The sequence below is a fragment of the Collinsella sp. AF38-3AC genome (genome assembly GCF_003474365.1).
Taxonomy (GTDB): Bacteria; Actinomycetota; Coriobacteriia; order Coriobacteriales; family Coriobacteriaceae; genus Collinsella.
The window spans coordinates 1-22,308 of record NZ_QROM01000006.1 but is presented as its reverse complement, the minus strand read 5'-3'; the positions used below and the strand labels follow the sequence as shown (position 1 = coordinate 22,308).

25 protein-coding genes and 1 tRNA gene are annotated in these 22,308 nt (G+C 62.7%); 7 read left to right on the top strand and 19 right to left on the bottom strand.

What is annotated here, in order from left to right; genetic code table 11:
- Nucleotides 1–25: 25 nt before the first annotated feature.
- A complete protein-coding gene (locus DW029_RS05225; protein WP_117735535.1) occupies nt 26–265 on the bottom strand; it encodes a hypothetical protein in 240 nt (79 codons plus the stop codon).
- Nucleotides 266–738: 473 nt separating this feature from the next.
- Here DW029_RS05225 and DW029_RS05220 point away from each other — a divergent pair, with 473 nt between their 5' ends.
- Nucleotides 739–1,419, top strand: coding sequence for a hypothetical protein (locus DW029_RS05220; RefSeq protein WP_118273020.1), 681 nt, complete (start codon nt 739–741; stop codon nt 1,417–1,419).
- A 21-nt stretch (nt 1,420–1,440) separates the two neighbouring features.
- Here DW029_RS05220 and DW029_RS05215 read toward each other — a convergent pair whose 3' ends face one another.
- On the bottom strand, nt 1,441–2,202 hold the full coding sequence (locus DW029_RS05215; RefSeq protein ID WP_117735537.1) for a metallophosphoesterase: 762 nt from the start codon (nt 2,200–2,202) through the stop codon (nt 1,441–1,443).
- 373 nt (nt 2,203–2,575) lie between these two features.
- Here DW029_RS05215 and DW029_RS05210 point away from each other — a divergent pair, with 373 nt between their 5' ends.
- From DW029_RS05210 to DW029_RS05200, 3 genes are read left to right on the top strand one after another with little or no spacing between them, the layout of a single operon-like run.
- Nucleotides 2,576–3,118 (top strand): hypothetical protein, encoded by a 543-nt coding sequence (locus DW029_RS05210; RefSeq protein ID WP_055252376.1) that lies wholly within the window; start codon nt 2,576–2,578, stop codon nt 3,116–3,118.
- An 18-nt stretch (nt 3,119–3,136) separates the two neighbouring features.
- Entirely contained in the window at nt 3,137–3,913 is a 777-nt protein-coding gene (locus tag DW029_RS05205) for a response regulator transcription factor (protein ID WP_117743693.1), read from the top strand.
- Entirely contained in the window at nt 3,897–5,192 is a 1,296-nt protein-coding gene (locus tag DW029_RS05200) for a cell wall metabolism sensor histidine kinase WalK (RefSeq protein WP_118345481.1), read from the top strand. Before DW029_RS05205 ends, DW029_RS05200 begins: the two co-directional genes overlap by 17 nt.
- Before the next feature lie 74 nt (nt 5,193–5,266).
- Here the strand turns inward: DW029_RS05200 and DW029_RS05195 are convergent, their stop codons facing one another.
- Both DW029_RS05195 and DW029_RS05190 read right to left on the bottom strand, forming a co-directional pair.
- The gene (locus DW029_RS05195; RefSeq protein WP_055252379.1) at nt 5,267–5,641 is read right to left on the bottom strand and encodes a VOC family protein; all 375 of its coding nucleotides are present in this window, start codon (nt 5,639–5,641) and stop codon (nt 5,267–5,269) included.
- Nucleotides 5,642–5,652: 11 nt separating this feature from the next.
- A complete protein-coding gene (locus DW029_RS05190) occupies nt 5,653–5,940 on the bottom strand; it encodes a PTS sugar transporter subunit IIB (RefSeq protein WP_055252380.1) in 288 nt (95 codons plus the stop codon).
- 163 nt (nt 5,941–6,103) lie between these two features.
- On the opposite strand from DW029_RS05190, the gene DW029_RS05185 reads away from it, so the two are divergent.
- Together DW029_RS05185 and DW029_RS05180 are read left to right on the top strand one after the other, a co-directional pair.
- Nucleotides 6,104–6,727, top strand: coding sequence for a hypothetical protein (locus tag DW029_RS05185; protein ID WP_117743691.1), 624 nt, complete (start codon nt 6,104–6,106; stop codon nt 6,725–6,727).
- Between the two features lie 31 nt (nt 6,728–6,758).
- Nucleotides 6,759–6,843: transfer RNA gene (locus DW029_RS05180), tRNA-Leu, on the top strand.
- A gap of 448 nt (nt 6,844–7,291) precedes the next feature.
- Here DW029_RS05180 and DW029_RS05175 read toward each other — a convergent pair.
- The 6 genes from DW029_RS05175 to larC all read right to left on the bottom strand — a co-directional run bounded on the left by DW029_RS05175 (nt 7,292) and on the right by larC (nt 12,709).
- Entirely contained in the window at nt 7,292–8,293 is a 1,002-nt protein-coding gene (locus DW029_RS05175) for a hypothetical protein (RefSeq protein WP_118345480.1), read from the bottom strand.
- 28 nt (nt 8,294–8,321) lie between these two features.
- Entirely contained in the window at nt 8,322–9,080 is a 759-nt protein-coding gene (locus DW029_RS11670; RefSeq protein ID WP_233543809.1) for a septum formation initiator family protein, read from the bottom strand.
- Nucleotides 9,081–9,276: 196 nt separating this feature from the next.
- The gene (gene eno, locus DW029_RS05165; RefSeq protein WP_118345479.1) at nt 9,277–10,566 is read right to left on the bottom strand and encodes a phosphopyruvate hydratase; all 1,290 of its coding nucleotides are present in this window, start codon (nt 10,564–10,566) and stop codon (nt 9,277–9,279) included.
- Nucleotides 10,567–10,754: 188 nt separating this feature from the next.
- A complete protein-coding gene (gene mazG / locus DW029_RS05160) occupies nt 10,755–11,615 on the bottom strand; it encodes a nucleoside triphosphate pyrophosphohydrolase (RefSeq protein ID WP_118345478.1) in 861 nt (286 codons plus the stop codon).
- A gap of 2 nt (nt 11,616–11,617) precedes the next feature.
- The gene (gene yfcE, locus DW029_RS05155) at nt 11,618–12,166 is read right to left on the bottom strand and encodes a phosphodiesterase (RefSeq protein WP_117807773.1); all 549 of its coding nucleotides are present in this window, start codon (nt 12,164–12,166) and stop codon (nt 11,618–11,620) included.
- A gap of 57 nt (nt 12,167–12,223) precedes the next feature.
- On the bottom strand, nt 12,224–12,709 hold the full coding sequence (larC, locus tag DW029_RS05150) for a nickel insertion protein (RefSeq protein ID WP_233502257.1): 486 nt from the start codon (nt 12,707–12,709) through the stop codon (nt 12,224–12,226).
- 301 nt (nt 12,710–13,010) lie between these two features.
- On the opposite strand from larC, the gene DW029_RS05145 reads away from it, so the two are divergent.
- Entirely contained in the window at nt 13,011–13,922 is a 912-nt protein-coding gene (locus tag DW029_RS05145) for a PHP domain-containing protein (RefSeq protein ID WP_118345477.1), read from the top strand.
- A gap of 29 nt (nt 13,923–13,951) precedes the next feature.
- Here the strand turns inward: DW029_RS05145 and hisE are convergent, their stop codons facing one another.
- The 9 genes from hisE to hisG all read right to left on the bottom strand — a co-directional run bounded on the left by hisE (nt 13,952) and on the right by hisG (nt 21,909).
- Nucleotides 13,952–14,269, bottom strand: a complete 318-nt coding sequence (gene hisE / locus DW029_RS05140; protein ID WP_055252387.1) for a phosphoribosyl-ATP diphosphatase — start codon at nt 14,267–14,269, stop codon at nt 13,952–13,954.
- 46 nt (nt 14,270–14,315) lie between these two features.
- Nucleotides 14,316–14,645, bottom strand: coding sequence for a phosphoribosyl-AMP cyclohydrolase (gene hisI / locus DW029_RS05135; protein ID WP_055252388.1), 330 nt, complete (start codon nt 14,643–14,645; stop codon nt 14,316–14,318).
- Nucleotides 14,646–15,428 (bottom strand): imidazole glycerol phosphate synthase subunit HisF, encoded by a 783-nt coding sequence (hisF, locus tag DW029_RS05130; protein ID WP_117757619.1) that lies wholly within the window; start codon nt 15,426–15,428, stop codon nt 14,646–14,648. It abuts the gene before it with no gap.
- A gap of 3 nt (nt 15,429–15,431) precedes the next feature.
- A complete protein-coding gene (locus DW029_RS05125) occupies nt 15,432–16,175 on the bottom strand; it encodes a HisA/HisF-related TIM barrel protein (protein WP_118345476.1) in 744 nt (247 codons plus the stop codon).
- Nucleotides 16,172–16,867: an imidazole glycerol phosphate synthase subunit HisH gene (locus tag DW029_RS05120; RefSeq protein ID WP_117735545.1), complete on the bottom strand. Its 696-nt coding sequence runs from the start codon at nt 16,865–16,867 to the stop codon at nt 16,172–16,174. Before DW029_RS05120 ends, DW029_RS05125 begins: the two co-directional genes overlap by 4 nt.
- 79 nt (nt 16,868–16,946) lie before the next feature.
- A complete protein-coding gene (gene hisB, locus DW029_RS05115) occupies nt 16,947–17,534 on the bottom strand; it encodes an imidazoleglycerol-phosphate dehydratase HisB (RefSeq protein ID WP_118345475.1) in 588 nt (195 codons plus the stop codon).
- On the bottom strand, nt 17,535–18,650 hold the full coding sequence (hisC, locus tag DW029_RS05110; RefSeq protein ID WP_199582549.1) for a histidinol-phosphate transaminase: 1,116 nt from the start codon (nt 18,648–18,650) through the stop codon (nt 17,535–17,537). It lies immediately after the preceding gene.
- Nucleotide 18,651: 1 nt separating this feature from the next.
- The gene (gene hisD / locus DW029_RS05105) at nt 18,652–20,088 is read right to left on the bottom strand and encodes a histidinol dehydrogenase (RefSeq protein ID WP_118345474.1); all 1,437 of its coding nucleotides are present in this window, start codon (nt 20,086–20,088) and stop codon (nt 18,652–18,654) included.
- A 105-nt stretch (nt 20,089–20,193) separates the two neighbouring features.
- Nucleotides 20,194–21,909 (bottom strand): ATP phosphoribosyltransferase, encoded by a 1,716-nt coding sequence (gene hisG / locus DW029_RS05100; protein WP_118345473.1) that lies wholly within the window; start codon nt 21,907–21,909, stop codon nt 20,194–20,196.
- Between the last annotated feature and the right edge of the window lie 399 nt (nt 21,910–22,308).

The window sequence follows — 22,308 nt, the reverse complement described above, 5'->3', positions numbered from 1 at the left end:
TTCCAGCACTTCCATCCCTTAGGGCTTACCCCTCGTTCTTCCATCCAAACGGGTCAAGCACCCAAAAAACCAGATCGAGCGCGCTGCCGGTCATCATGGCGCCGGCAAGGGCCATGCAAATGTGTAGAGAGACGGCACTTCGGAGCACGTCGAACGGCCCCAGAACAGCCAGCAGCGCGACCGCTGCGCCGGCAAGGCACAGCACGAGGCACGGCCCCGCGTCCTTGACGTACTTCTTTGCGAGATGCTTGGTGTTGTCACTCATTACTATCGAGCTCCTTAGAGGGTCGTTGTTCAGGTACATGCCGCCGCGGCAGAGCAGGGCGACAGGGTAAGTGTCACATGTCGTGCGGACATCAATAAAGAAACCGCCTGCTCGACCAACCCTTGACGCCGTTTTGCACCGGCACCCCATCCCCCGCTATCGAGGTCTAATACTTTTCCCGAGAAGTGAACGGCTGTTTTTGGACCCCTGAAACATCCGCATTTTTCGGCCGCAAAATCGCAGGATTTCAGCACCGAAACCGCAGGAAACGACACACTCAAAGTGTCGATGCTTCGGCGGTCCGATTTAGCTCGTTCACTTCTCCGGAAAAGTATTAGACCTTGATTCTTTGCTGCCCCGAGGGTGCGGCGCTTCCTTCTCTGGAACCCTCACTAGCACTGGCACCCCTAGCCGCTGCGACCGCAGGCATGCCTATAATGAGACATGTTTCCTAATGAGAAAGGAATCCAGCTATGAGCGAAGCCAAGCTCGCCGATTTGAACGAAATCCAGGACTTTTTCAACCGTGTCGACAGGCCCTCTGTCGAGCCGATAGGCGTCAAAGACTTTATTGGTTGGTGCAACAATCCCTACAAAAATGATTCCAATAGGACAGTAGATGACCAGGCCAATGTGCTTGGTCAAACCGTACGCAGCCTAAATTGCCTTAATGAAGACAGGCTTATGGAGATGAAATCTGCCCTGAAAGAAGGCAGGTGGAATGAATGGCTTAAAAACAATGGTATAAAAGCATCACCGGAAGATGCTGTTTTCTACCTTGCGCTTAAACACCGCACCGACAGCCAAGGGCATTACCGCTTTTACTTCGACAAAGATTCGGTTGCAGAAATCGATGCCTTTAATCCTTTCAAGGACAATACGACTGTTTTAGATCAGCAGTGGCATGTGCTCATCTCCCTGCTTGCGTTCCGTGACGTCGCCCATGCCCTAAGCAACGAGCGGCACGAATGCCATTGCCTATACCAGCACATTAAAGACTGGGACAAAGGTGACTTGAACGCCCTGGAACTGCGATTCAGCCGTTATGCCTCCGGCACCATTGAACTTCAACTTAGATCAAAGGGTAAAAATTGGCAACGGCAGCCCTCTTCGGCGATGGACGAATGGCTTAGGGTAGCGTTGTGCAGGCCGTAGGAGAACTAATCGCCCACCAACCTACTCCAGCCCTTGGCCGCTGTACTTCCCCGTCTCCGAGTCGTAGCTCAACACGGCGACCTCGCCGTTCTTCATGACGTTCCCGTCGATGTAGTAGTGGCTGGCCCCGTCATGCCAGATGCCGCGATAGCCCGCAATGCCCGAAACAACCTCGGTGTTGATATGCCCGGCGATAACATCCAGATAGAACTCGCGCCCCACGTAATCGGGCAGCATCATGGTTAACGACTCGACAGCCGTGCCAAGCTTCCAATCCTCCCCGGCTTCCTCGTCAACGCCGGCGTGCACAAAGACCTGGCCGAAGGGGCTCTCGTAAAAGTAAGGGAGCTTGCGAACCCACGCGATGATGTCCGCGTGCTCGGCCTTTATGCGCTCAACCGTAAAGGCGTAGGCCTCCTCGAACTCCCTGAGCCTCAAAAGGTGCTTAACGTGCTTGAATGCCTCGGCGTCTAAGAAGCTCTTGGCCGTTGCCAGATTGCTGTCGGCAAGTATCCATGCCTGCGTGAAATTGGGGTCATTCACCTCGTCAATGTACTCGAGGAACATCTCCTCGTGGTTGCCGCGCAGCGCCACGACGCGATCGCCGTAGCGCTTTTGCAGGTCCATGACGAGCTCGAAGACCCCGAGTGAATCGGGGCCTCGGTCGCAGTAGTCGCCAAGCAAAACCAGCTTGGAATCCTCGGCATCGAGGTCGACGGTGGAAAGCGATGCCTTAAAGGCGTCCAAGCACCCGTGAATGTCGCTCATAGCGTAGATATGCACGTATGACCCCCTGTTTACGTCGGGACCCCACTCGTTTGCGCCATGCGGCACGGCGGCCCCTCTGATTTCGCGGGCGCCAGGCAGTTTTGCCCTGACGCGCCCTCAACGTTGACAATAAGTATATCTCGCCGTGCGGACACAAATTTACCCTTGGGCTCTAGCCGCTCGGCCTGCGCTTGCCTCAAAGGCCGCCTCCGCGTCACCCAAAAACTCATCCAACATTAATCTTGGCTCAAGAATCGCTTAATCTATAACCTGCACTATAGAGTTCGACCAAGGGCGGGGCGGCGCCGCGCGACGCAGGCCGCCGAACGCAACGCTCGCGCCCGGGCAAATCGCCCGGCGTCGCGCCCATCGAACGAAAGGACAGGTCATGGACGACCTCGAAAAAGTTGAAACCATCCGCACCAAGTGCAACGTGAGTTACACCGATGCCAAGGCAGCACTCGATGCCGCCGACGGCAACGTTTTGGACGCCATCATTTGGCTCGAGTCGCAAGGCAAGACCCAGACCACGTCGGCGCACGCCGCCACCGAGTCCGAGCCGGTAGATGAGCCCTCGGCCGAGATGGTCGCCGCGCAGGCCGCCTACGAGAAGTCGAGCGAAAAGACCGACTTCTCCAAGAAGATGGACAGCGTGTGGGAGTACCTCAAAAAGCTCTTCCGCCTGAGCCTGGACACCAAGTTTATCGCCACGCGCCGCGATGCGATCATCCTCAACATCCCCATCCTGATTCCCATCGTCGCCTTGTTTGCCTGGGGCGCCACGATATGGCTGATGCTGATCGGTCTGTTCTTTGGCATGCGTTACCGCATCGATAGCGACGGCGACGTGCCCGGCAGCATCAACAACCTGATGAATCACGCCGCCGATGCCGCAGACGATATCAAGCAAAATCTGAACGACGACAAGTAATCGCAGACGGGGGCACGCATGGCACGAATCCTGATCGTAGAGGACGAGGAGAAAATCGCCCGCTTTGTGACGCTCGAGCTGGAGCACGAGGGCTACCAGGTGGAGCACGCCGCCGACGGCCGCACCGCCGTCGACCTGGCGCTGGAGCGCGACTACGATCTGATTCTGCTCGACGTGCTGCTGCCGCAGCTCAACGGTATGGAGGTGCTGCGGCGCGTGCGCAAGCACAAGGATGTGCCGGTGATCATGGTCACCGCGCGCGATGCCGTGATGGACAAGGTAGCCGGGCTCGACGCCGGCGCCGACGATTACCTGACCAAGCCGTTTGCGATTGAGGAGCTGTTCGCACGGATCCGCGTGGCGTTGAAGCGCTCGGAGGCCGTGCGGGCGGCTTCGGGCGTTGGCGGCGCTGGGACCGGGGAGGGCGCTACGGGTGCCGGTACCGCCGCGACGTCCCCGGCTAGCGACTCGGCCAAAACCTCTGCCGTGCCCTCCCCCGCCGTGCTCACCGTGGGCTCGGTTGCGCTCGATCCCGACCGCCGCGAAGTCATCGTTGGTAGTTCAACCATCGTACTCACGGCCCGAGAGTTCGACGTCCTCGCCCTGCTTATGGCGCATGCCGGCACCGTGCTCACGCGCGAGCGCATCGCGCACGAGGCGCTGGGCTACGAATACGTAGGCGACACCAACAACGTCGACGTGCACATCGCGCACCTACGCGCCAAGATTGAAGACGCCGGCGGCGCCCGCATCATCCAGACCGTGCGCGGGGTGGGCTATGTCTGCCGCGCATAACGCCGAGACCAAGCGCGTCACCTCCATTGCCCGCGCCATCAACTGGAGCTACATGTGGCGCCGCCTGATGAGCTACGTCTGGCTCGATCTGTGGCTGCTGGTTGTTGCGGCGGCGATCCTGGTCTATGGCTACAACCAGACGCTGCCCGATGGCGCGTTTACCGCAGGCTGGATCCCCGGCGCCACCGTTCACGGCATGTCGTTCGCCCCCGCGCGCGGCTTGGGCCTGGCCACGCTCACCTATACCGTCGAGCTTGCGCGCACCACCAAGACCTTCCCCCTCGCGCAGGACCTCATCGCGCTGTGGCCCCTCTATCTTGTCGTTGCGGGCGGGCAAGTCATCAGCGTGCTCAACATGCTCAGCGGCGCTCGCCGCGTGCGCCGCACCATGGCACCGCTCAACGACCTGGCCCTGCGCGTGGACGAGCTCGGCCGCATGCAGCTCTCCGGCGGCAAGATGGAAACGCTGGAGCAGGCAATCGAACGCGCGAGTGTCGACTCGCCGAGCGTCACCACCGGCGACGCCGACCTGGCGAGCATCGAGGTCGCGCTCAACCGCCTGCTGCGCCAGATGCAAGAGGCCAAGCTACAGCAGATGCGCTTTGTCAACGATGCGAGCCACGAGCTGCGCACGCCCATCGCGGTGATTCAGGGCTACGTGAACATGCTCGACCGCTGGGGCAAAGACGACCCGGACGTGCTGACAGAATCCATCGCGTCCCTCAAGGCCGAAAGCGAGCACATGCAAGAGCTCGTGGAGCAGCTGCTGTTTTTGGCGCGCGGCGATGCCGGCCGCACCGTACTGAGGCGCGTGGACACCAACCTGGCCGCACTGGTCGGCGAGGTGTGCGAGGAATCGCAGATGATCGATGCCGCGCACACGTATCGGCTGGCGTACGACACTGCGCTCGCCAGCGACCCGCGCTGCGATGCTTCTGTCGACGTGGCGCTCGTGAAGCAGGCCCTGCGCGCGATCGTGCAAAACGCCGCCAAGTATTCGGACGCGGGCACGTCCATCACCTTTGGCGTAGCGCAGGATACGGGCACGGGCGCGATCGACATAAGTGTTGAGGACGAGGGTATCGGCATGAATCAGGAATCCGCAGCTCACGCGTTTGAACGGTTCTACCGTGCCGACAACGCACGCGATGCCGGCGCGCAGGGCTCGGGTCTGGGGCTTGCCATTGCCAAGTGGATTGTCGATAGCCATGGCGGCGTTATTGGCGTGACCTCGGTCGAAGGCGTCGGCAGCCGCTTTACGATTCGCCTGCCACGGTAGGAAGCCCCTCGGCGTAAAAAAGGGATAAGGCCATGCGGCCCTATCCCTTTTTGTTCGTTATGGCAGTTTGTGCGCTACTCGCGGCACAGATGCACGGCGAAGCCGGCGAACTCGCGCTTAAAGTACACGAGCTTGGTAGAACCGTCGGGCAGCAGCGCGCGCGACTCCTCGTTAACCTCGAGCCCGCGCTCGGCAAACCACTTCTCGGCCGCATCGATGTCGTTGACGGCAAAGCCGATGTGGCCCTTGGTGCCACGACCGTTCTGCTTCATGACCTCGATCAGCGAATCGTTAAAGTACGAAACCGGGGTCTCGATAACGGGCAAGCCCATCATCGTCGAGAACAGCTCCGCGATCTCCAAGGCGTCTGCCGGGTCGGCGGCGTTGATGCCCACATGGGCGACGCGCATGCCAAAGAGCTCGACCGGATTGGCGTTCTGCTCATTCATACAGGCAGCGCCTACTGAGCCATGACGTCGAGAACGGCCTTCTCGGCAGCAACGCGGTTCATGCCGGTCATGAAGGGCACGCCGCTCACGTACGGGCAGGTGAGGCCCTCGGGGGCAACGGTGGTGGCGATCAGCAGGTCGGCGCCTTCGTCGCAAGCGTCCTTGGCCTCGGAGATGGCGCACTGCACGATCTCATACTTGCCGGCATAACCGTTGGCGTCGAGCATGGTAGCGACCTTCTGGGCAACGAGCGTGGAAGTAGCAGCGCCAGCACCGCAAGCCAAAACGATCTTCTTCATAGGTAATGTCTCCCTTCATGGTTTACTTTAGGTAAGTGTACCGCAGCGAGCGATGGTGCTCGGCCTCGATGCACTTTTGTACCAGTTTGCCTGCGCGCTGCGTATAATACATCTAGTACGTGTTGTCATACCGCCTGTTTTATGAGCGACCGAGGAGCTCAATATGCCCGATTCCCGCACACTCTGGACCGCCGTCGTCATTATTTGTATCGCCGTGTCGGTGTTCTTTAGCGTTAAAAAACGCACCACGTTTAAACGCCTGCAGCAGCTTATGGCCGCCAAGCAGTGGGACGAGTTCGATCGTTTGCTCGACGGCAAACTCACCAGCATGCTGTACCCGCGCTACAACCGCGACTACCTGCGCCTGAACTCCTATCTGCTGCGCGAGGACCACGAGCGCGCTGGCGAAATGTTCGACCTGCTGCTGGGGCTCAACCTGCCCAAGATGCAGCGCGTCGACCTGGTAATTAAGGCCTTTAACTACTACGTTGGCCAGGAGGACCGCAAAAAGTCCAAGGAGTTGCTGCACGAGATCAAGGGCTTTGAGGGCGGTCAGGCCGAGGCAGTCGCGCACGAGTGTCAGCTGATGTACGACACGATGATCCTCAAGCGCCACAACGACATTCCCGAACTGGAGCGCATGCTCGAGGATGTCGGCGACGACCCGGTCAAGCGCTGCCGCCTGGAGTACCTGCTGGCCCTGCAGTACAAGAACAAGGGCGACGAGGCCAAGTTCCAGGAGTTCCTGGAGAAGTCGGGCCAACACTCGATGGCCGTCAACGCGTAACGGACGGCTTGTGCTAGACTTCTAGTCTCACGGGGGCGTGGCGGAATTGGCATACGCAGGAGACTTAAAATCTCTCGCCGCAAGGATTGTGGGTTCGAGTCCCACCGCCCCTACCATTGGCTTTTACGGGCCCGTATCTCCCAGAGATGCGGGCCCGTTTCTTTTGCACGCCGGTGGGGCTCGAACCCGCGAGGGGGCGAGCGTTAAGCAAACGCGGAGCGTTTGCAGCGAGCCGGCGAGGGCGCCGGCAGGCGACCGAAGCCGGTGCGTATTTGCGAAGCAAATACGCAGACGTCCCACCGCCCCTACCACGTATTGTTTACGGGCCCGTGTCCCCAAGGGATGCGGGCCCGTTTCTTTTAGATGCCGTCAACTGCAGGGCAGCTAATTTGGGACGGGGCTTTTTTAGCTACTTTTCCGCCCACCCAATGAGTTTTCTGGGACGGGGATTAAAAAATCATTGTGTACCTAATGATTTTTTAATCCCCGTCCCAGAAAACTCATTCACGGAAAGGCTCGGGCGGACCATGTAGCTAAAAAAGCCCCGTCCCAAAAAGACTACTTTTAGAGTGTGCTGAGAGTGGGGGTCCAGGCGATGGTGGGGGTCGCGCCGTCGAGAGTCTCGTTGATGGTTGCTGCCATACCGGCGAGTAGGCTGTTCTCGCTTACTGTGAGCGTGTCGTAGCCGCCGGCGCGCATGAGTTCGCGAATCACCACGGCGCCAGCGAGAATCACGCCCGCACGCTTGGACTGCACGCCCGGCAATGCGGCAATGCCCGTAACACCCAGCGCGGACATGCACTCGATAGCGGTCGAGACCTGCTCCATCGAAAGCTCGCGCAGGTGCACAAAGCTCGAATCGTACGGCTCCAGCTCGTGAACGAGTGCAACGAGCGTGGTGACGGTGCCACCCACCGCGACCAAGCGCTCGGCGCGCTCAAAGTTGTTGGGCAGGCTCTCAAAGTACGCCGTAAACTGCTCGTTTGCCCAGTCGGCAGCAGCCGCAAGCTCACCTGCCAAAGGCGGCAGCGCCGAGAAAAACCGCTCTGCTACACGACGGCAGCCAATGTCCAGCGAACGCGTGCCCTCCAGCGCAAAGACCCCGCGCTCCGGAGCGTATACACCCGTCGCAAGCTCCGTCGACCCGCCGCCCGAATCCGCGACGATGATGCGCTCGCCCGCAAAGTCGTGCGCCACACCAAAAAACGTCAGGCGCGCCTCGACCTCGCCCGGAATCACCTGCGGTTCGAGCCCCAGCTCGCGCAGGCCGCCTAGCAGCAGGGCGGCGTTGGACGCATCACGCGCGGCGCTCGTGCATGTGGTGCAGATGCGCACGGCCCCAAAGGCACGGGCTTCGTCCACAAACATGCGGCACGCAGCGAGCACGCTCTCAACGGCCGCCTCGCAAAAGCGCCCCGTCGCGTCCACGCCCTCGCCCAAGTCGGTGATCTCGGTATGCTTGGACGATTCCACGATCGCCCCGGCCTCGACCTGCGCCAGCACCAGTCGCGACGACACCGTTCCCAGGTCGATCGCGGCCACCTTATATCGTTTGCACTCTGCCATTGCGGGCTCCCCTCCGGGCGTTACTCGCCTACTCGCCGCTGGACGCGACCGTCTGACCCTCGACGCCGTTAAATCCAAACAGCATATCGAGCGTCTGAATGTACCACGGCGCGTCCTTGCCGACTTCTTCGATCTCCTTGGCCACCTCGCTGGCATTCTTGGCGTTTGAGGACTTTTTGCTCGACGACGAATCCGAATCCTCGTCCAGACCCTGCACTTCAATCCTCTTCTCGCCGGGCATCACCATGCCCAGGTCCCGTGCCGAATCCTTAATGCCCTCTTCCGAGAACCACTTATCAGTGTCTTTTTTCATCTCATCATTGTATTGCTCGCGAATCTCGACCTGCTTGGCCAAGATGTCGCTCGAGCGCTTAGCCACGTACAGGTCGCGTACGGGAAAATACAGGCTCACGAGCGCCAGCGCCACCACGATACCGATAAACAGCAGGCGCAGAGAGCCATGCGTAAAGTCATAGATCGCCTTGACCACCGCATTGTCGTTGGCGTAGCGCATAAAGTCCGCGCCCGAAAGACGGCTCGAAGGTCTGCTCGATTTGTCGTGCGTCTGGGCCGAGGGACGCGACGAATGCGGCGAACGTGTCGGACGTACTGGTCCATCTGTCGAAGTATTCACTTGAGCATTGGGGCGCGAGGTACTTGTCGGGCGCTGCGTGGAGCGGTCGGCGCCGGCGTAGGCGGACCCACCGAGCTGCACCGTGCGCGCAGGGCGAGGCGACGGCTCGCGCGAACCGGCGGAATAGTACCTGTTGTCGTAAATCTGATCCATGTGCGCCTTGTGCGGTTGAGGTTTGTTTGCGCTAAGTCCTTTAGTTATAGCACGAGCATGCGCACCGCCTTCGCCAGCCTTTGCTCGACATAAAAAAGGCGCTGAGCCGTGTGGCCCAGCGCCCGATAGCGCTCTGTAGCATCTAGCTTGAGCGGGGCAAAGCCGAGTCTGCCCCCTCCCCGCCAGGCTCGTCTGTCTAGCGAATGTTGTAGAACGCGGCCTTGCCGGCGTAGCGCGCGTTGCCCTCAAGCTCGTCCTCGATGCGGATGAGCTGGTTGTACTTGGCGATACGGTCACTGCGGCACGGGGCGCCCGACTTGATCTGGCCGGCGTTGACGCCCACGACCAGGTCGGCGATCGTGGAGTCCTCGGTCTCGCCGGAGCGGTGGCTCACGATGCAGGCGTAACCGGCCTCCTTGGCGGTCTCGATGGCCTCGAGCGACTCGGTGAGCGTGCCGATCTGGTTGACCTTGACCAGGATCGCGTTGGCGGCACCCAGCTCGATGCCCTTCTTGAGGCGCTCGGTGTTGGTGACGAACAGGTCGTCGCCCACCAGCTGCACTTTGTTGCCAATGCGGCGGGTAAGCTCGACCCAGCCGTCCCAGTCTTCCTCGGCCATGCCGTCCTCGATGGAGATGATGGGATAGGTGTCGACGAGCTTCTCCCAGTAATCGACCATCTGGGCGCTCGTATACTCAACACCCTCGCCCTTGAGCTCGTACATGCCGGTCTCGGCGTTGTAGAACTCGGTCGAGGCCGGATCCATGGCGTACATGAAGTCGACGCCAGGCTTAAAGCCGGCCTTCTCCACGGCCTTGGTGATGTACTCGAACGGCTCGGCATTGGTCTTGAGGTTGGGGGCAAAGCCGCCCTCGTCGCCCACGCCGCCGCCAAGGCCCGCCTCGTGCAGCACGCCCTTGAGGGTGTGGTAGACCTCGGCACACCAACGCAGACCCTCGGCAAAGCTCGGGGCGCCCACCGGCATGATCATGAACTCCTGGAAGTCGACGTTATTGTCGGCATGCACGCCGCCGTTGAGGATGTTCATCATGGGCGTGGGCAGCAGATGAGCGTTGACGCCGCCCAGGTACTGGTACAGCGACAGGCCCGCCGACTCGGCAGCGGCGCGGGCAACGGCCAGCGACACGCCCAGGATGGCGTTGGCACCGAGCTTGGTCTTGTTGGGGGTACCGTCCGCGGCGATCAGCGCGGCATCGACGGCGCGCTGGTCGAAGGCGTCGAGGCCCACGACGGCGTTAGCGCACTCGTTGTTGACGTGCTCGACGGCCTGCGAAACGCCCTTGCCCAGGTAGCGGCCCTTGTCGCCATCGCGCAGTTCGCAGGCCTCAAAGGCGCCGGTCGAAGCGCCCGAAGGCACCACTGCGCGGCCGAAGCTGCCGTCCTCGAGCACGACCTCGACCTCGACGGTGGGATTGCCGCGGCTGTCGAGCACCTCACGACCGTAGACGTCCAAAATATCGCTCATGTTGTCTCCCTCTCACTTGGAAACGTAGTGGATGCAAGCGACTGGCCGACTGCGCACCGTCGGTGCGCCTCCGTAAGTTAGCCCGTCGCACTTTTTGCATTATGCCCTAAGTTAGCCGAGGGATACAATTGTTTTTCGAATAATTGAGCGGGAACGATGAGGCATGTCAGCCCGTCGTTCCCGCAGTCTTACTCCTCCGCCTTGGCGGCATCCCAGAGGTCGTTGAGGCCGTGGGTCGAAAGCTCGGCAAGATCCACGTGAACGTCGGCTGCCATCTGCTCCATCGCGGCCCAGCGGCGGCGGAACTTTGCCGTACTGGCGCGCAGGGCACTCTCGGCGTCAATCCCCTCCTTGCGCGCAACGTTGACCAGGGCAAAGAGCAGGTCGCCAAACTCCATCTCGCGCTCGGGCGAGCCGGGCTCCTCGGCCTCAAACTCGGCACGCTCCTCGGCAACCTCGTCCCACACGTCCTGGACCGTCTCCCACTCAAAGCCCACGGCCGCTGCTTTGCGCGACACCTTCTGCGCCTGCATCAATGCCGGCAGATGCGTGGGCACGCCGTCGAGCAGGCCCTCGGGTACCGCCTCGCCTGCTGCCACGGCCTTGTCCTTGACGGCCTTCTCGGCAAGCTTGACCTCGTCCCAGATCTTGAGCACCTCGTCGGAGTTCTCGGCATCCGCATCGCCAAACACGTGCGGGTGGCGGCGGATGAGTTTGGCGTCGATATCGCGTGCCACATCGGCCAGCGTAAACTCACCGGCGTCCGCCGCAATCTGCGCATGCAGCACAACCTGCATGAGCACGTCGCCGAGCTCCTCGCGCAGATGCGCCGCGTCGTCGGCCTCAATGCAGTCGAGCGCCTCGTAGGCTTCCTCGATCATGTTCTTGCCGATGCTCTGATGCGTCTGTTCGCGGTCCCACGGGCAGCCATCGGGCTGACGCAGGCGCCAGATGGTCTGCACCAGATGCTGCAGCTCGGCCGACGCATCTACCAGCGTCGACAGGTCGCGCGAACCCTCGGCATTTTGCTGAGCCATGTGCTCGGCCATGGTTATTCCTCCTCCAGGATCACGTGACGGAACGCGCCGCCCTCGTAGATACCGTAGCTGTGCGTACCGTCCTTGGGAATGCTCACGCTGCCGGGATTGAACAGCCACAGGCCCGGGTGTGCCTCGCTTGCCTCGTTAACCTTGATATGCGTGTGACCGTAGACGAGCGCGGAGCCCTCGGGCAGCGCAGGCGCGTGGTCGACGCTGTTGTGCATGCCGGCGCCAAAGACATGGCCATGCGTCAGGAACAGCTCGCGGCCGGCCTCGTCGAACAGCGTGGCGTAGTCTGCCATGACGGGAAAGTCGAGCACCATCTGGTCAACCTCGGCGTCACAGTTGCCGCGCACCGCGATGATGCGGTCGGCCAGGGCGTTGAGCAGCGGAATCACGCGCTTGGGGGCGTAATCGCGCGGCAGGTCGTTACGCGGGCCGTGATAGAGCAGGTCGCCCAGCAGCACGATGCGGTCGGGCTGCTCGGACTCGATGGCAGTGCACAGGCGCTCGGCCCAATATGCCGAGCCGTGGATGTCGGAGGCGATGAGACATTTCATGGGAAGTCCTTTCGGGATGGGGCAAATAGGGTTGGCGTGGCGCGTCGCTCGCCCGTGCTACTCAAATTGCAGTACCGCGCTCTGAGCTGCCTGCATCACGCGCTGGAGCGGCACGCTGTGCTCGCGGGCAAGGCGGGCGCAGTCCTCGTACTCGGGTGCGGCGCGCTCGCTGCCATCGGGCAGGGTTGCCACCTTAACGGACACCTCGCCCCAAGGCGTTGCGACCTGCTCAAAGCGGCGCGGCAGGCAAACGCGCTCCATGACCTGGCGCCGGATGCCATTAGTCGTGGTTTCCAAAAAGATAATCGTCTGCAGGCGCTCGATATCCTCATGCGAGCAGATCACCTGCAGCTGCCAGCCGGGACGGCCTTTCTTGCAGTAGAGGGGCAGCCAGTGCACCTCGCGCGCACCCGCCTCGCGCAGGCGATCGGCGGCGTAGGCGAGCACCTCGGGCGACGCATCGTCGATGTCGCATTCCAGCTTGACGATGGTTTCGGGCGCATCGGTCTCGCGGGACAGCGGTGATTTGCTATCGCATTGCATACGGTCCGGGTCCTTTCCGCACGGGCTCGTTTTGTTCATCCAAACGCTAGCACATCGGACGTGGCGCAGACGTGACTTTCGTCCATCGCCGCCCTCGCCCTTATCCAAATGTGTACGTCAGCCTCCAAATATGCCATTTTTTGTCGGTTTTGGAGGCTGACGTACACGTTTTGAGAGCGCAAGCGAGGCCGCACCGCGCGCCGCGCAGCCTTTCCAATCGATTTCGACCCCCGACGTGCCCGGCGTTTTGAGAGTTGCGCCATTACAATGGAGCGGATTCGCCAAATGCAAAGGAGTCGCCATGCCCGCATGCCCGCTGGTCGATTGCCACACCCATACTTCGTTTTCGGACGGCCATGCCTCCTTTGAGGAAAACGTTCGCGCTGCCGCGGCCGCTGGCTGTCGGGTCATGGTCTCGACCGACCACCTCACCTTGCCCGCCAGCATGGATGCCAACTGCGAGGTGCAGGTTGTCGAAAGCGACTTGCCGGTACATCGTCTGGCCTTTGAGGACGCCCGCAAGCTTGCCGCGCAGATCGCACCCGAGCTCGAGCTTATCTATGGCTTTGAATGCGATTGGTACCAAGGTTGCGAGCCTTTGGTTGAGAGCTGGTCCCAGGGCGCCATCGTACGCCTGGGTAGCGTGCATTGGATTGGCAACCCAGGCGATATTGCGGCAGGCGCCGCGGGCGCGGCAGGGACAGAGGACGTCGCTCGCCCCGACACGCCCGATTCGCTCTGCGGCTGGATTGACGACGATACCAACCTGCATGTTTGGGAAAACTTAGGCGTGCGCGGCGTATGGGAGCGCTATGTCGACGACTGGTGCCGCACCTGCGAGAGCTCGCTCAACTTTGACGTGATGGCCCATCCCGACCTAGTCATGCGTTTTTCGAAAGAGGGTTTTGCGCCCGACTTTAACCCCATGCCCTTTTGGGAGCAGATGGCCGAGTGCGCCCACGACACGGGCCGCCGCGTTGAGGTTTCGACCGCCGCGCCGCGTAAGGGCTTGGACGACTACTATCCCGCGACCGGATTGCTGCGTTGCTTCGCCCACGCCGAGGTGCCGATTACTTTTGGCTCGGACGCACACCGCGCCTGCGACATCTGCTGGAACATCCGCGAGGCTCAGGCCCACGCCTACGACTGCGGCTACCGAACCTTCGATATCCCCCACGCCACCGGCGAATGGGAACCCACGCCCCTCGCCTAAGACTAGTCGTTGGGGACGTTCTTAAACAACTATTGACGGCGGGCGTTGAGTTCGCCGGCCAGCTCATCGAGGGTGATGCCGTAGCGCTCGAGCGTCACGAGCAGGTGGTAGATCAGGTCGCCGGCCTCGTAGCGGATGTGGTCGTGATCGTTATCCTTGCAGGCCATGATGACCTCGCTCGCCTCCTCGGCAAGCTTCTTGAGCAGCTCGTCCTCGACATCGGTCAGCAGGCGAGCGGTATAGCTCTCCTGCGGCGATGCGTCGCGACGGCCGTGAATCACCCCGGCGAGCCCCGTCAGCGTCTCACCGATATTTCCATCCTGAACATTCGCGGTGCGCACACCCATGGTTCAATCCTTTCTGGTTGGCCAAGCGCCTGGTCGAGCGCCCGCCCTACGCGAGTTTTCTAAAGAAGCAGGTACGGTTGCCGGTATGGCAGGCCGGACCCGGCGAGTCGACCTTGACCAGCAGCGTATCGCTATCGCAGTCGGCCCAGAGCTCCTTGACCTCCTGCATATTGCCGCTCGTCGCGCCCTTGTTCCAGAGCTCCTGGCGGCTGCGGCTCCAAAACCACGTGGTACCGGTCTTGAGCGTCAGCCCCACCGATTCCTCGTTCATCCAAGCAACCATAAGCACCTCACCGGTGTCATACTGCTGAACCACACAAGGAATCAGCCCACGGTCGTCGTATTTGAGCTCTGCCGCGGTTGTCACTTGCTCCATTTAGAAGTCCAATCTCACAGGTATTCCCTGGCTGGCCATATATTCTTTGACTTCGCGAATGCTGAAAGTTCCAAAGTGAAAGACGCTGGCCGCCAGTACGGCGTCGGCTTCGCCCTCGATCACGCCCTCGGCAAAATGCTCGAGCGTGCCCACGCCGCCGCTTGCGATCACCGGAATCGGCACCGCGCGCGCCACGGCGCGGGTGAGTGCCAGGTCGAAGCCAGCCTTGGTGCCGTCGCGATCCATGCTGGTGAGCAAGATCTCACCGGCGCCGCGACGAGCCGCTTCCTCGGCCCACGCCACCGCATCGATACCCGTGGCGTTGCGACCGCCCGCCGTGAAGACCTCCCACTTGTCGGCATCCGGCTGACCGGGCAGGCCCACGCGCTTGGCATCAATCGCCACGACCACGGCCTGGCTGCCAAACGCCGCGGCGGCCTGGCTGATCAACGACGGATCGCGCACGGCGGCAGAGTTAAGCGACACCTTGTCGGCACCGGCGGCAACCATGGTTCGCATGCCCGCCAAGTCGCGGAAACCGCCGCCCACGGTATAGGGAATAGCGAGCTCCTCGGCCGCGTGCGCCGCCATCTCGATGGTCGTCGCGCGGTTGTCGCTCGTCGCGGTAATGTCCAGGAAGACGACCTCGTCTGCACCCTCGCGGTCGTAGGCGCGCGCCAGCTCCACCGGGTCGCCAGCATCGCGCAGGCTCACAAAGTTGACGCCCTTGACCACGCGGCCGTCCTTAACATCCAGACAGGGAATCACGCGTTTGGCAAGCATGGGCTACTCCTTCCCTCGGGCGGCGGCCAGCGCCTGTGCCAGCGTAAAGTTGCCCTCGTAGAGCGCGCGACCGGTGATCGCACCCTCAATAGCATCCTCACCCACCGCGGCAAGCGCGCAGATATCGTCGAGTGTCGAGATGCCACCCGAAGCCACGACGGGAAAACCCGCGACCTCGGCCACATGGCGATACGCCGCCACGTCGATGCCCGTCTGCATGCCATCGCGCGCGATGTCGGTGTACACCAAATGCTTAAAGCCCAGCTCGGAAAGCTGCGCCACCGCATCATCGAGCGCCACGCCCGCGCCATCGCGCCAGCCGTTCACCTTGACCTGGCCGTCACGGGCGGCGATGTCTGCCACCAGCAGCTCGCCAAAGCCGCGCGCTGCCACCTCGGCAAAACCCGGCTCGGTCACCAGCACGGTCCCCAGCGCAATACGGCGCGCGCCATAGCCGGCCAGCTCGTCGATGCGTGCGAGCGAGCGGACGCCGCCGCCCACGTCCACGGACAGACCGTCGACGCCGCAGATAGCCTTGATCGCCGTCGAGTTGGCAGCGCATGCGTCCTCATCCTCGCCAAAGGCAGCGGACAGGTCGACGACATGCACCCAGTTCGCACCCTGCTCGGCAAAGGAGCGGGCAACGGCCACGGGGTCGTCGGAATATACCTTGCAGCGGCTCCGGTCGCCGCGCTCCAGGCGCACGACCTTGCCGCCGATCAAATCGATTGCGGGAAACAGAATCATCGGCCGGCCTCCTCGACGATGTTGACGAAGTTCTTAAGGATGCGCTGTCCCAGCGCGGAGGATTTCTCGGGATGGAACTGGCAGCCCCACACGTTGCCGTGGCGCACGATGCACGGGAAGCTCCGCGTGTAGTGCGTGCGCGCCAGAACATCGGCGGCATCGACATCGTCGGCCACCGCATAGCTGTGGGTGAAGTACATGTTGGCGCCCTCGGCAAAACCGGCGAGCAATGGATCGGCCGCGCCGGCGGGCGTCATGTGCACCTGGTCCCAGCCCACGTGCGGCACCTTCAGGCGACTCGATTCCAAGCGCGTGCACGAGCCGCGCATAATGCCCAGGCCATCGACCCAGGGACCGCCGGCCTGCTCGGAGGCATCGTCGTCCGCGCCCTCGTCCGCCGGCACGCCCTCGTCGCCGCGTTCAAAAAACAGCTGAAGGCCCAGGCAGATGCCGAGCAGAGGAGTTCCGGCGGCAACGGCGTCAAGCACGGCCGCCTCCTCGCCGCTCTGGCGCATAAAGGCGATCGCGTCATAGAACGCGCCCACGCCCGGGATGACCAGGCCATCGGCCTTGCGGATCTGTTCCGGATCATCCGACGTGCAGGCAGCGGCACCGGCGCGCGCAAGCCCGCGCACGACGCTCGACAAGTTCCCTTTGTGGTAGTCGACCACCACGATCTTCGGTTCGCCCACGCGACCCTCCTTTTTCCATCATCCAAAACCACCACAAAGGTGCCTGTCCCCTTTGTGGTGGTTTTTACCCTTGTGGTGGTTACAGTGAGCCCTTGGTGCTGGGGATACCCTGCACGCGGGGATCCAGCTCGCAGGCGTGGCGCATCGTGCGTCCCACGGCCTTAAAGGCTGCCTCGATAATGTGATGCGAGTTGCCGCCCGCCAGCTCGCGCACATGCAGCGTGAGCTTAGCATCGCGCGCAAAGGCATAGAAGAACTCGACGGCCAGCTCGGTATCAAAGCCGCCCACGCGCTCGGTCGGCACGGGCAGATCGCAATAGGCCTGCCCGCGACCCGAGATATCAACGGCGGCCATCACGAGCGTCTCGTCCATGGCAATCGCCGCATCGGCAAAGCGCGTAATGCCCGCCTTGTCACCCAGTGCCTGGCAAAACGCCTCGCCCAGCACAATGCCCGTGTCCTCGACGGTGTGGTGCGCGTCGACCTCCACATCGCCCATCGCATGTACCGTCAAATCGAACAGGCCATGGCGGCCAAAGGCGTTGAGCATGTGGTCGAAAAACGGCACGCCGGTCGAGATATCGCACACGCCGGATCCGTCCAGATCGAGCCTAACGACAATGTCGGTCTCGCCCGTCTTGCGGGTCACCTCGACATAACGGCCCATCTACATCTCCTCCTTCACCAGCGCGGCAAACGCAGCCAGCACCTCGTCGTTTTCCTGCGGGGTACCCACGGTAATGCGCAGGCAGTCCGCGAGCCCCGGCGCGTAGCTAAAGTCGCGCACCAAAATTGAATACTCGTCGCGCAGGCGCTCGCGCACGCACGTGGCGTGCAGTGTGCGCACGAGCACAAAGTTTGCTGCGCTCGGCCATGCCTCCACGGGCATGCCCTCGGCAGCCATTGCACGCAGGGCGCACAACTCGCGTTCGCGCTCGGATGCAACTTGCGCCACCACGGGCGCATACGCATCGCGGGCACGCACGCAGGCAAGCGCCGCGGCCTGGCTCAGCACGTTGACTGAATAGATCTGGCGAATCGCCGCGAACACGTCGATGACCTCGGGGGCCGCGATCACGTAGCCCAGACGCGTGCCGGCGGCGCCAAACGCCTTGGACAGCGTATGCAAAATCACCAGGTTAGGATGCTCGGCGATAAGCCCTTGCGCCGTGGTGGCCGCGCCAAACGAATCGTCGGCAAACTCCACGTAGGCCTCGTCGACCATCACCATGCCGGGACACGCATCGCACAGAGCCGCGATAAAGTCGAGCGGCGCCACGTCGCCCGTGGGATTGTTGGGCGAGGTCACAATCGCCAGGTTGCACTCGGGCGCTGCCGCAAGCACGGCAGCCTGGTCGAGCTCAAAGGTCACCGGATCGCGCCACACGTCGCTCACCTCGGTCTGGCAGAGCGACGCAAAGAACGCATACTCGCTAAAGCATGGCGGGCAGTTGAGCAGGGTCCGCCCCGCGCCGCCAAACGCCAGCAGGTAGTTATAGAGCAGCTCGTCGCCGCCGTTGCCCACGCAGATGTTCTCGCGTGCCACGCCATGCCAAGCGGCAAGCTCGTCGCGCAGGTCGTTGGACATGGGGTCGGGATAGCGGTTGAGCGGCGTGGCGGCGAGCGCCGCGTCGACCGCCTCGCGCACGCCGGCCGGCACGGGATAGGTGTTCTCGTTGGCCGAAAGGTTGATGCGCGTGGGCGTAAAGTTGGGATCGTAGGGCTCAATGCCGGCCAAGTAGGGCTGGACGAGTTCCTTCATGCGAGGCGTCAGCTCGGCCATATTAGGCCTCCCCGCCGGTCGCGTTAGCGCCATCCGCGCCCGCAGCCGCCAGGTCCACGCCCTCGGCAACCGTCGCCACGGCGTCGCCCGGCCAGGCAACCTTGGTCAGGTCGGCCGCGGCGATCGACTCGGCGCTCACGGCATCCTCGCCCTGCTCCAACACGCGGCGGCGCAGTGCGGCGGAAAGCGCGTGTGCCCACAGACCCTCGGCCTCGGCTAGACGCTGCGTGGCAGGAGCATCGGAGAGCAGGCCCTCGGGTGTATAGCAAATGACACTCGAGCGCTTAACGAACTCTTCGACCGAAAGCGGGTTGGAGAACATGGCCGTGCCGCCGGTCGGCAGCGTGTGGTTGGGGCCAGCAACATAATCGCCGAGCGGCTCGGAGCTCCAGGCGCCCACAAAGATGGCGCCGGCGTTGCGGATGCCGCCGAGCAGGCCCATTGCATCCTTGCAGTGCAGCTCCAGGTGCTCGGGCGCCACGGTGTTCACGGCCTCGACGGCGGCAGCCATATCGGCGGCCACCACGATGGTGCCCTCGTTGTCGAGCGAGGAGCGCGTGATCTCGGCACGCGGCGACTGCGCCACTAGAATGTCGATACCCGCCTCGACCTCGCGCGCAAACTGCTCGTCGCAGGTCACCAGATAGCAGGCGGCCAGCGGATCGTGCTCGGCCTGGGCCATCAGGTCGGCCGCGACCACCATGGGCTTGGCCGTGGCATCGGCCAGCACGCAGACCTCGGAGGGGCCGGCGACCATGTCGATGCCCACGTCGCCCGAAACAATCTGCTTGGCCGCGGCGACAAAGGCGTTGCCCGGGCCGGTGATCTTGTCGACGCGCGGAATGGTCTCGGTACCGTACGCCAGCGCGGCCACGGCCTGGGCGCCGCCCACCATATAGATCTCGTCCACGCCGCCGAGCTTGGCCGCGGCGAGCGTATAGGGGCTGATCAGGCCGTCCTTTTGTGGCGGCGTCACCATGACCACGCGCTTGACGCCGGCCACCTTGGCAGGGATAGCGTTCATGAGCACGGTGGAGGGATACTGCGCGCGACCGCCCGGCACGTAGATGCCGGCCGCGGCAAGCGGGGTCACCTTAACGCCGAGCATCGTGCCGTCCGGGCGCGTGGTAAACCAGCTCTGCTCGACCTCGCGCTGGTGAAACTCACGGATCTGGCGCGCAGCCTTCTCGAGCGCGGCGACAAAGGCCGGGTCGAGGCCTTCGAGCGCAGCATCGATCTGCTCTTGCGGCAGACGAAAGCTTTGCAGCTCGACACCGTCAAAACGCTGGCAGTAATCGCGCACCGCAGCATCGCCGTTGACACGCACGTTGGCCACGATATCGCGGGCGGCGTCGACGATGTTTTGCGGCAGCACACCCTTGCGGTTGAGCTGGTTGGTAACGAGGCGCTCACCGGGAGCAAGCTTGATGGTCTTCATATCGGTATCCTCTATCGGTCGAGGTTGCGTTTGGAAAACGAGATGCCGGGCAGCGGCACCAATCGGTCCGCAGCCCGGATATGGGGGCGCCCGTGCGCGCTCGCGCTATTGTGCCGAGCCCGCAACGGGCTCAAAATGCTTGTCCTTCACGGCTGCCGCCAAGCGATCTGCCAGATTGCGTACGCGCGGATCCAGACGTGCGGCACCCGGATTGACAAAGAAGCGGGCCGTGCAGTCCATAATGCGACCAGTAATAACGAGGTCGTTATCGCGCAGCGTGGCGCCCGTGGCGGTGATATCCACGATGCGATCGGTCATACCGACGATGGGTCCCAGCTCGATGTTGCCGTGCAGCGAAACAATGTCGGCGTTCACGCCGCGCTCGGCATACCAGGCACTCGCGATGCGCGGGTACTTGGTTGCCACGCGAAGCGAACCGCGGCGGGCATAGTTGCGCTCGGCCTGACCGGCGCGCCAAGCGGGCTCAGCCTCAATAAAGGTGCACAGGCCGTAACCCAAATCGACCAGCTGCAGCAAGTTGAGGTCGGCCTCGATGAGCGAGTCCCACCCGCAGATGCCGCAGTCGGCACCGCCGCAGCCCACAAAGGCGGGCGCGTCGCTGGGTCGCACGATGACAAACTCGATATCGCCGACCGCGCCCTCGCCGGCACGCGTATCGCGACCGCGCACGATCAGGTGGCGACCGGGATCGCGCAGCTCGGAGACGTCCAGGCCCGCGGCCTCGAGCACGTCGAGCGTGTCGGCCTTAAGCGAGCCCTTGGGAACGGCGATGCGCAGCGGACCCTCGGCACCACGGCCCGCGGCGTGGTCGCCGTCGGAAGCGGCGTCCTCAGCCGAAGTGTGCGCGGCCTCCAGACGCTCGAGCGAAAAGGCAAATCCCGCCGCCGGTACCTCGATGCCATCGCCGAACGCGCCGGTAAAGATGGAGTCGTAGCGACCGCCCGAACCCACCGGATCGGGCAGGCCACCGGCATAGGCCTTAAAGACCAGGCCCGTGTAGTAATAAAAAGAGTTCATGATGGAGAAGTCGAAGGACAGCACCTGGGCGTCCTCGGGAGCCAGGCCCTCGACCAGGGCACGCAGCTCGCGCGTCAGCGACGCGACGATACCGGCAGCTTCCAGCAGCGCATCCACACGGTCGAGTATCTCGGCACCGCCGTGCAAGCGCGGCAGTTCGCTAATGGCGGCCTTGACGGCCTCGGACTCGGCGCTTGCCGCCACGCGGGCATCGAGGCCCACAAAGTCATTGGCGTGCACGCAGCGCAGGGCCTCGGCAGCCAGCTCGCGATCCTCGCACGCCGCGAGCAGCTCCTTAAAAGGACGCACGCTACCTGCGATAATGCGCGCATCGGGCAACGCCAGCTTGCGCACGGCCTCGGCTACCAGCGAGACAATCTCGACATCGCCCGCGGCGTCGCCCGCACCGATGAGCTCAAAGCCCAGCTGCGTAAACTGACGCGAGCCGCCGGCATTGCGCTGGCACTCGCGAACCACCGGCGCCTCGTAGCGCAGGCGCAGGGGCAGGTCGGCCGCGCGCATGCGGGTCGAAACCAAGCGCACGATCGGCAACGTGTTGTCGGGACGGACCACCAGCAAACGCCCATCATCGTCAAAGAGCTTAAACGGCGTGTCCGCAATGCGGCCACCTTCCTCGAGCGAACCCTTGTCCTCGAGCAGCGGCGTCTCAACCGGCAGGTAATGATGCTCCCTAAAGCAGCCCTTCACCGTACATGCGATCTCCTCGCGTGCCTGAGCCTCCTCGGGCAATATGTCCCGGAATCCCCACGGTGTGGCCGTCATCTGGTGAGCCTCCTCATGCTGTGCTTCGCTTAGAACAGAAGACCGGCATAGCTCCGCCGGTCTTCTGGGTACTTTAGCATACTAGAGTGCTTGCGGGGAAAATCGTCTCCCTCGGCTCACAGCGTATTCATTTAGAAACATAGGGGCAAGCTCTCAGCTTAATCTGGCGATTCCCCCAGCCCAACCGGAAAGCGCGTCCCACTCCGAGCCGCAAGCCCGGGATGAACTTTCCGCCGAAGACACCCTGCGCCGACAGCAACGCAAAAAGGGCGCCCGCGCAAATGCGGACGCCCTTGTGTAGGGTCGAGATATCAACCAGCCAAGATATCGGACCTGCGACCAGCTCTTAGTAGTCGAACTGGTGGTAGTAGCGGCGGTACTTGAGGTTGTGCTTGGTGA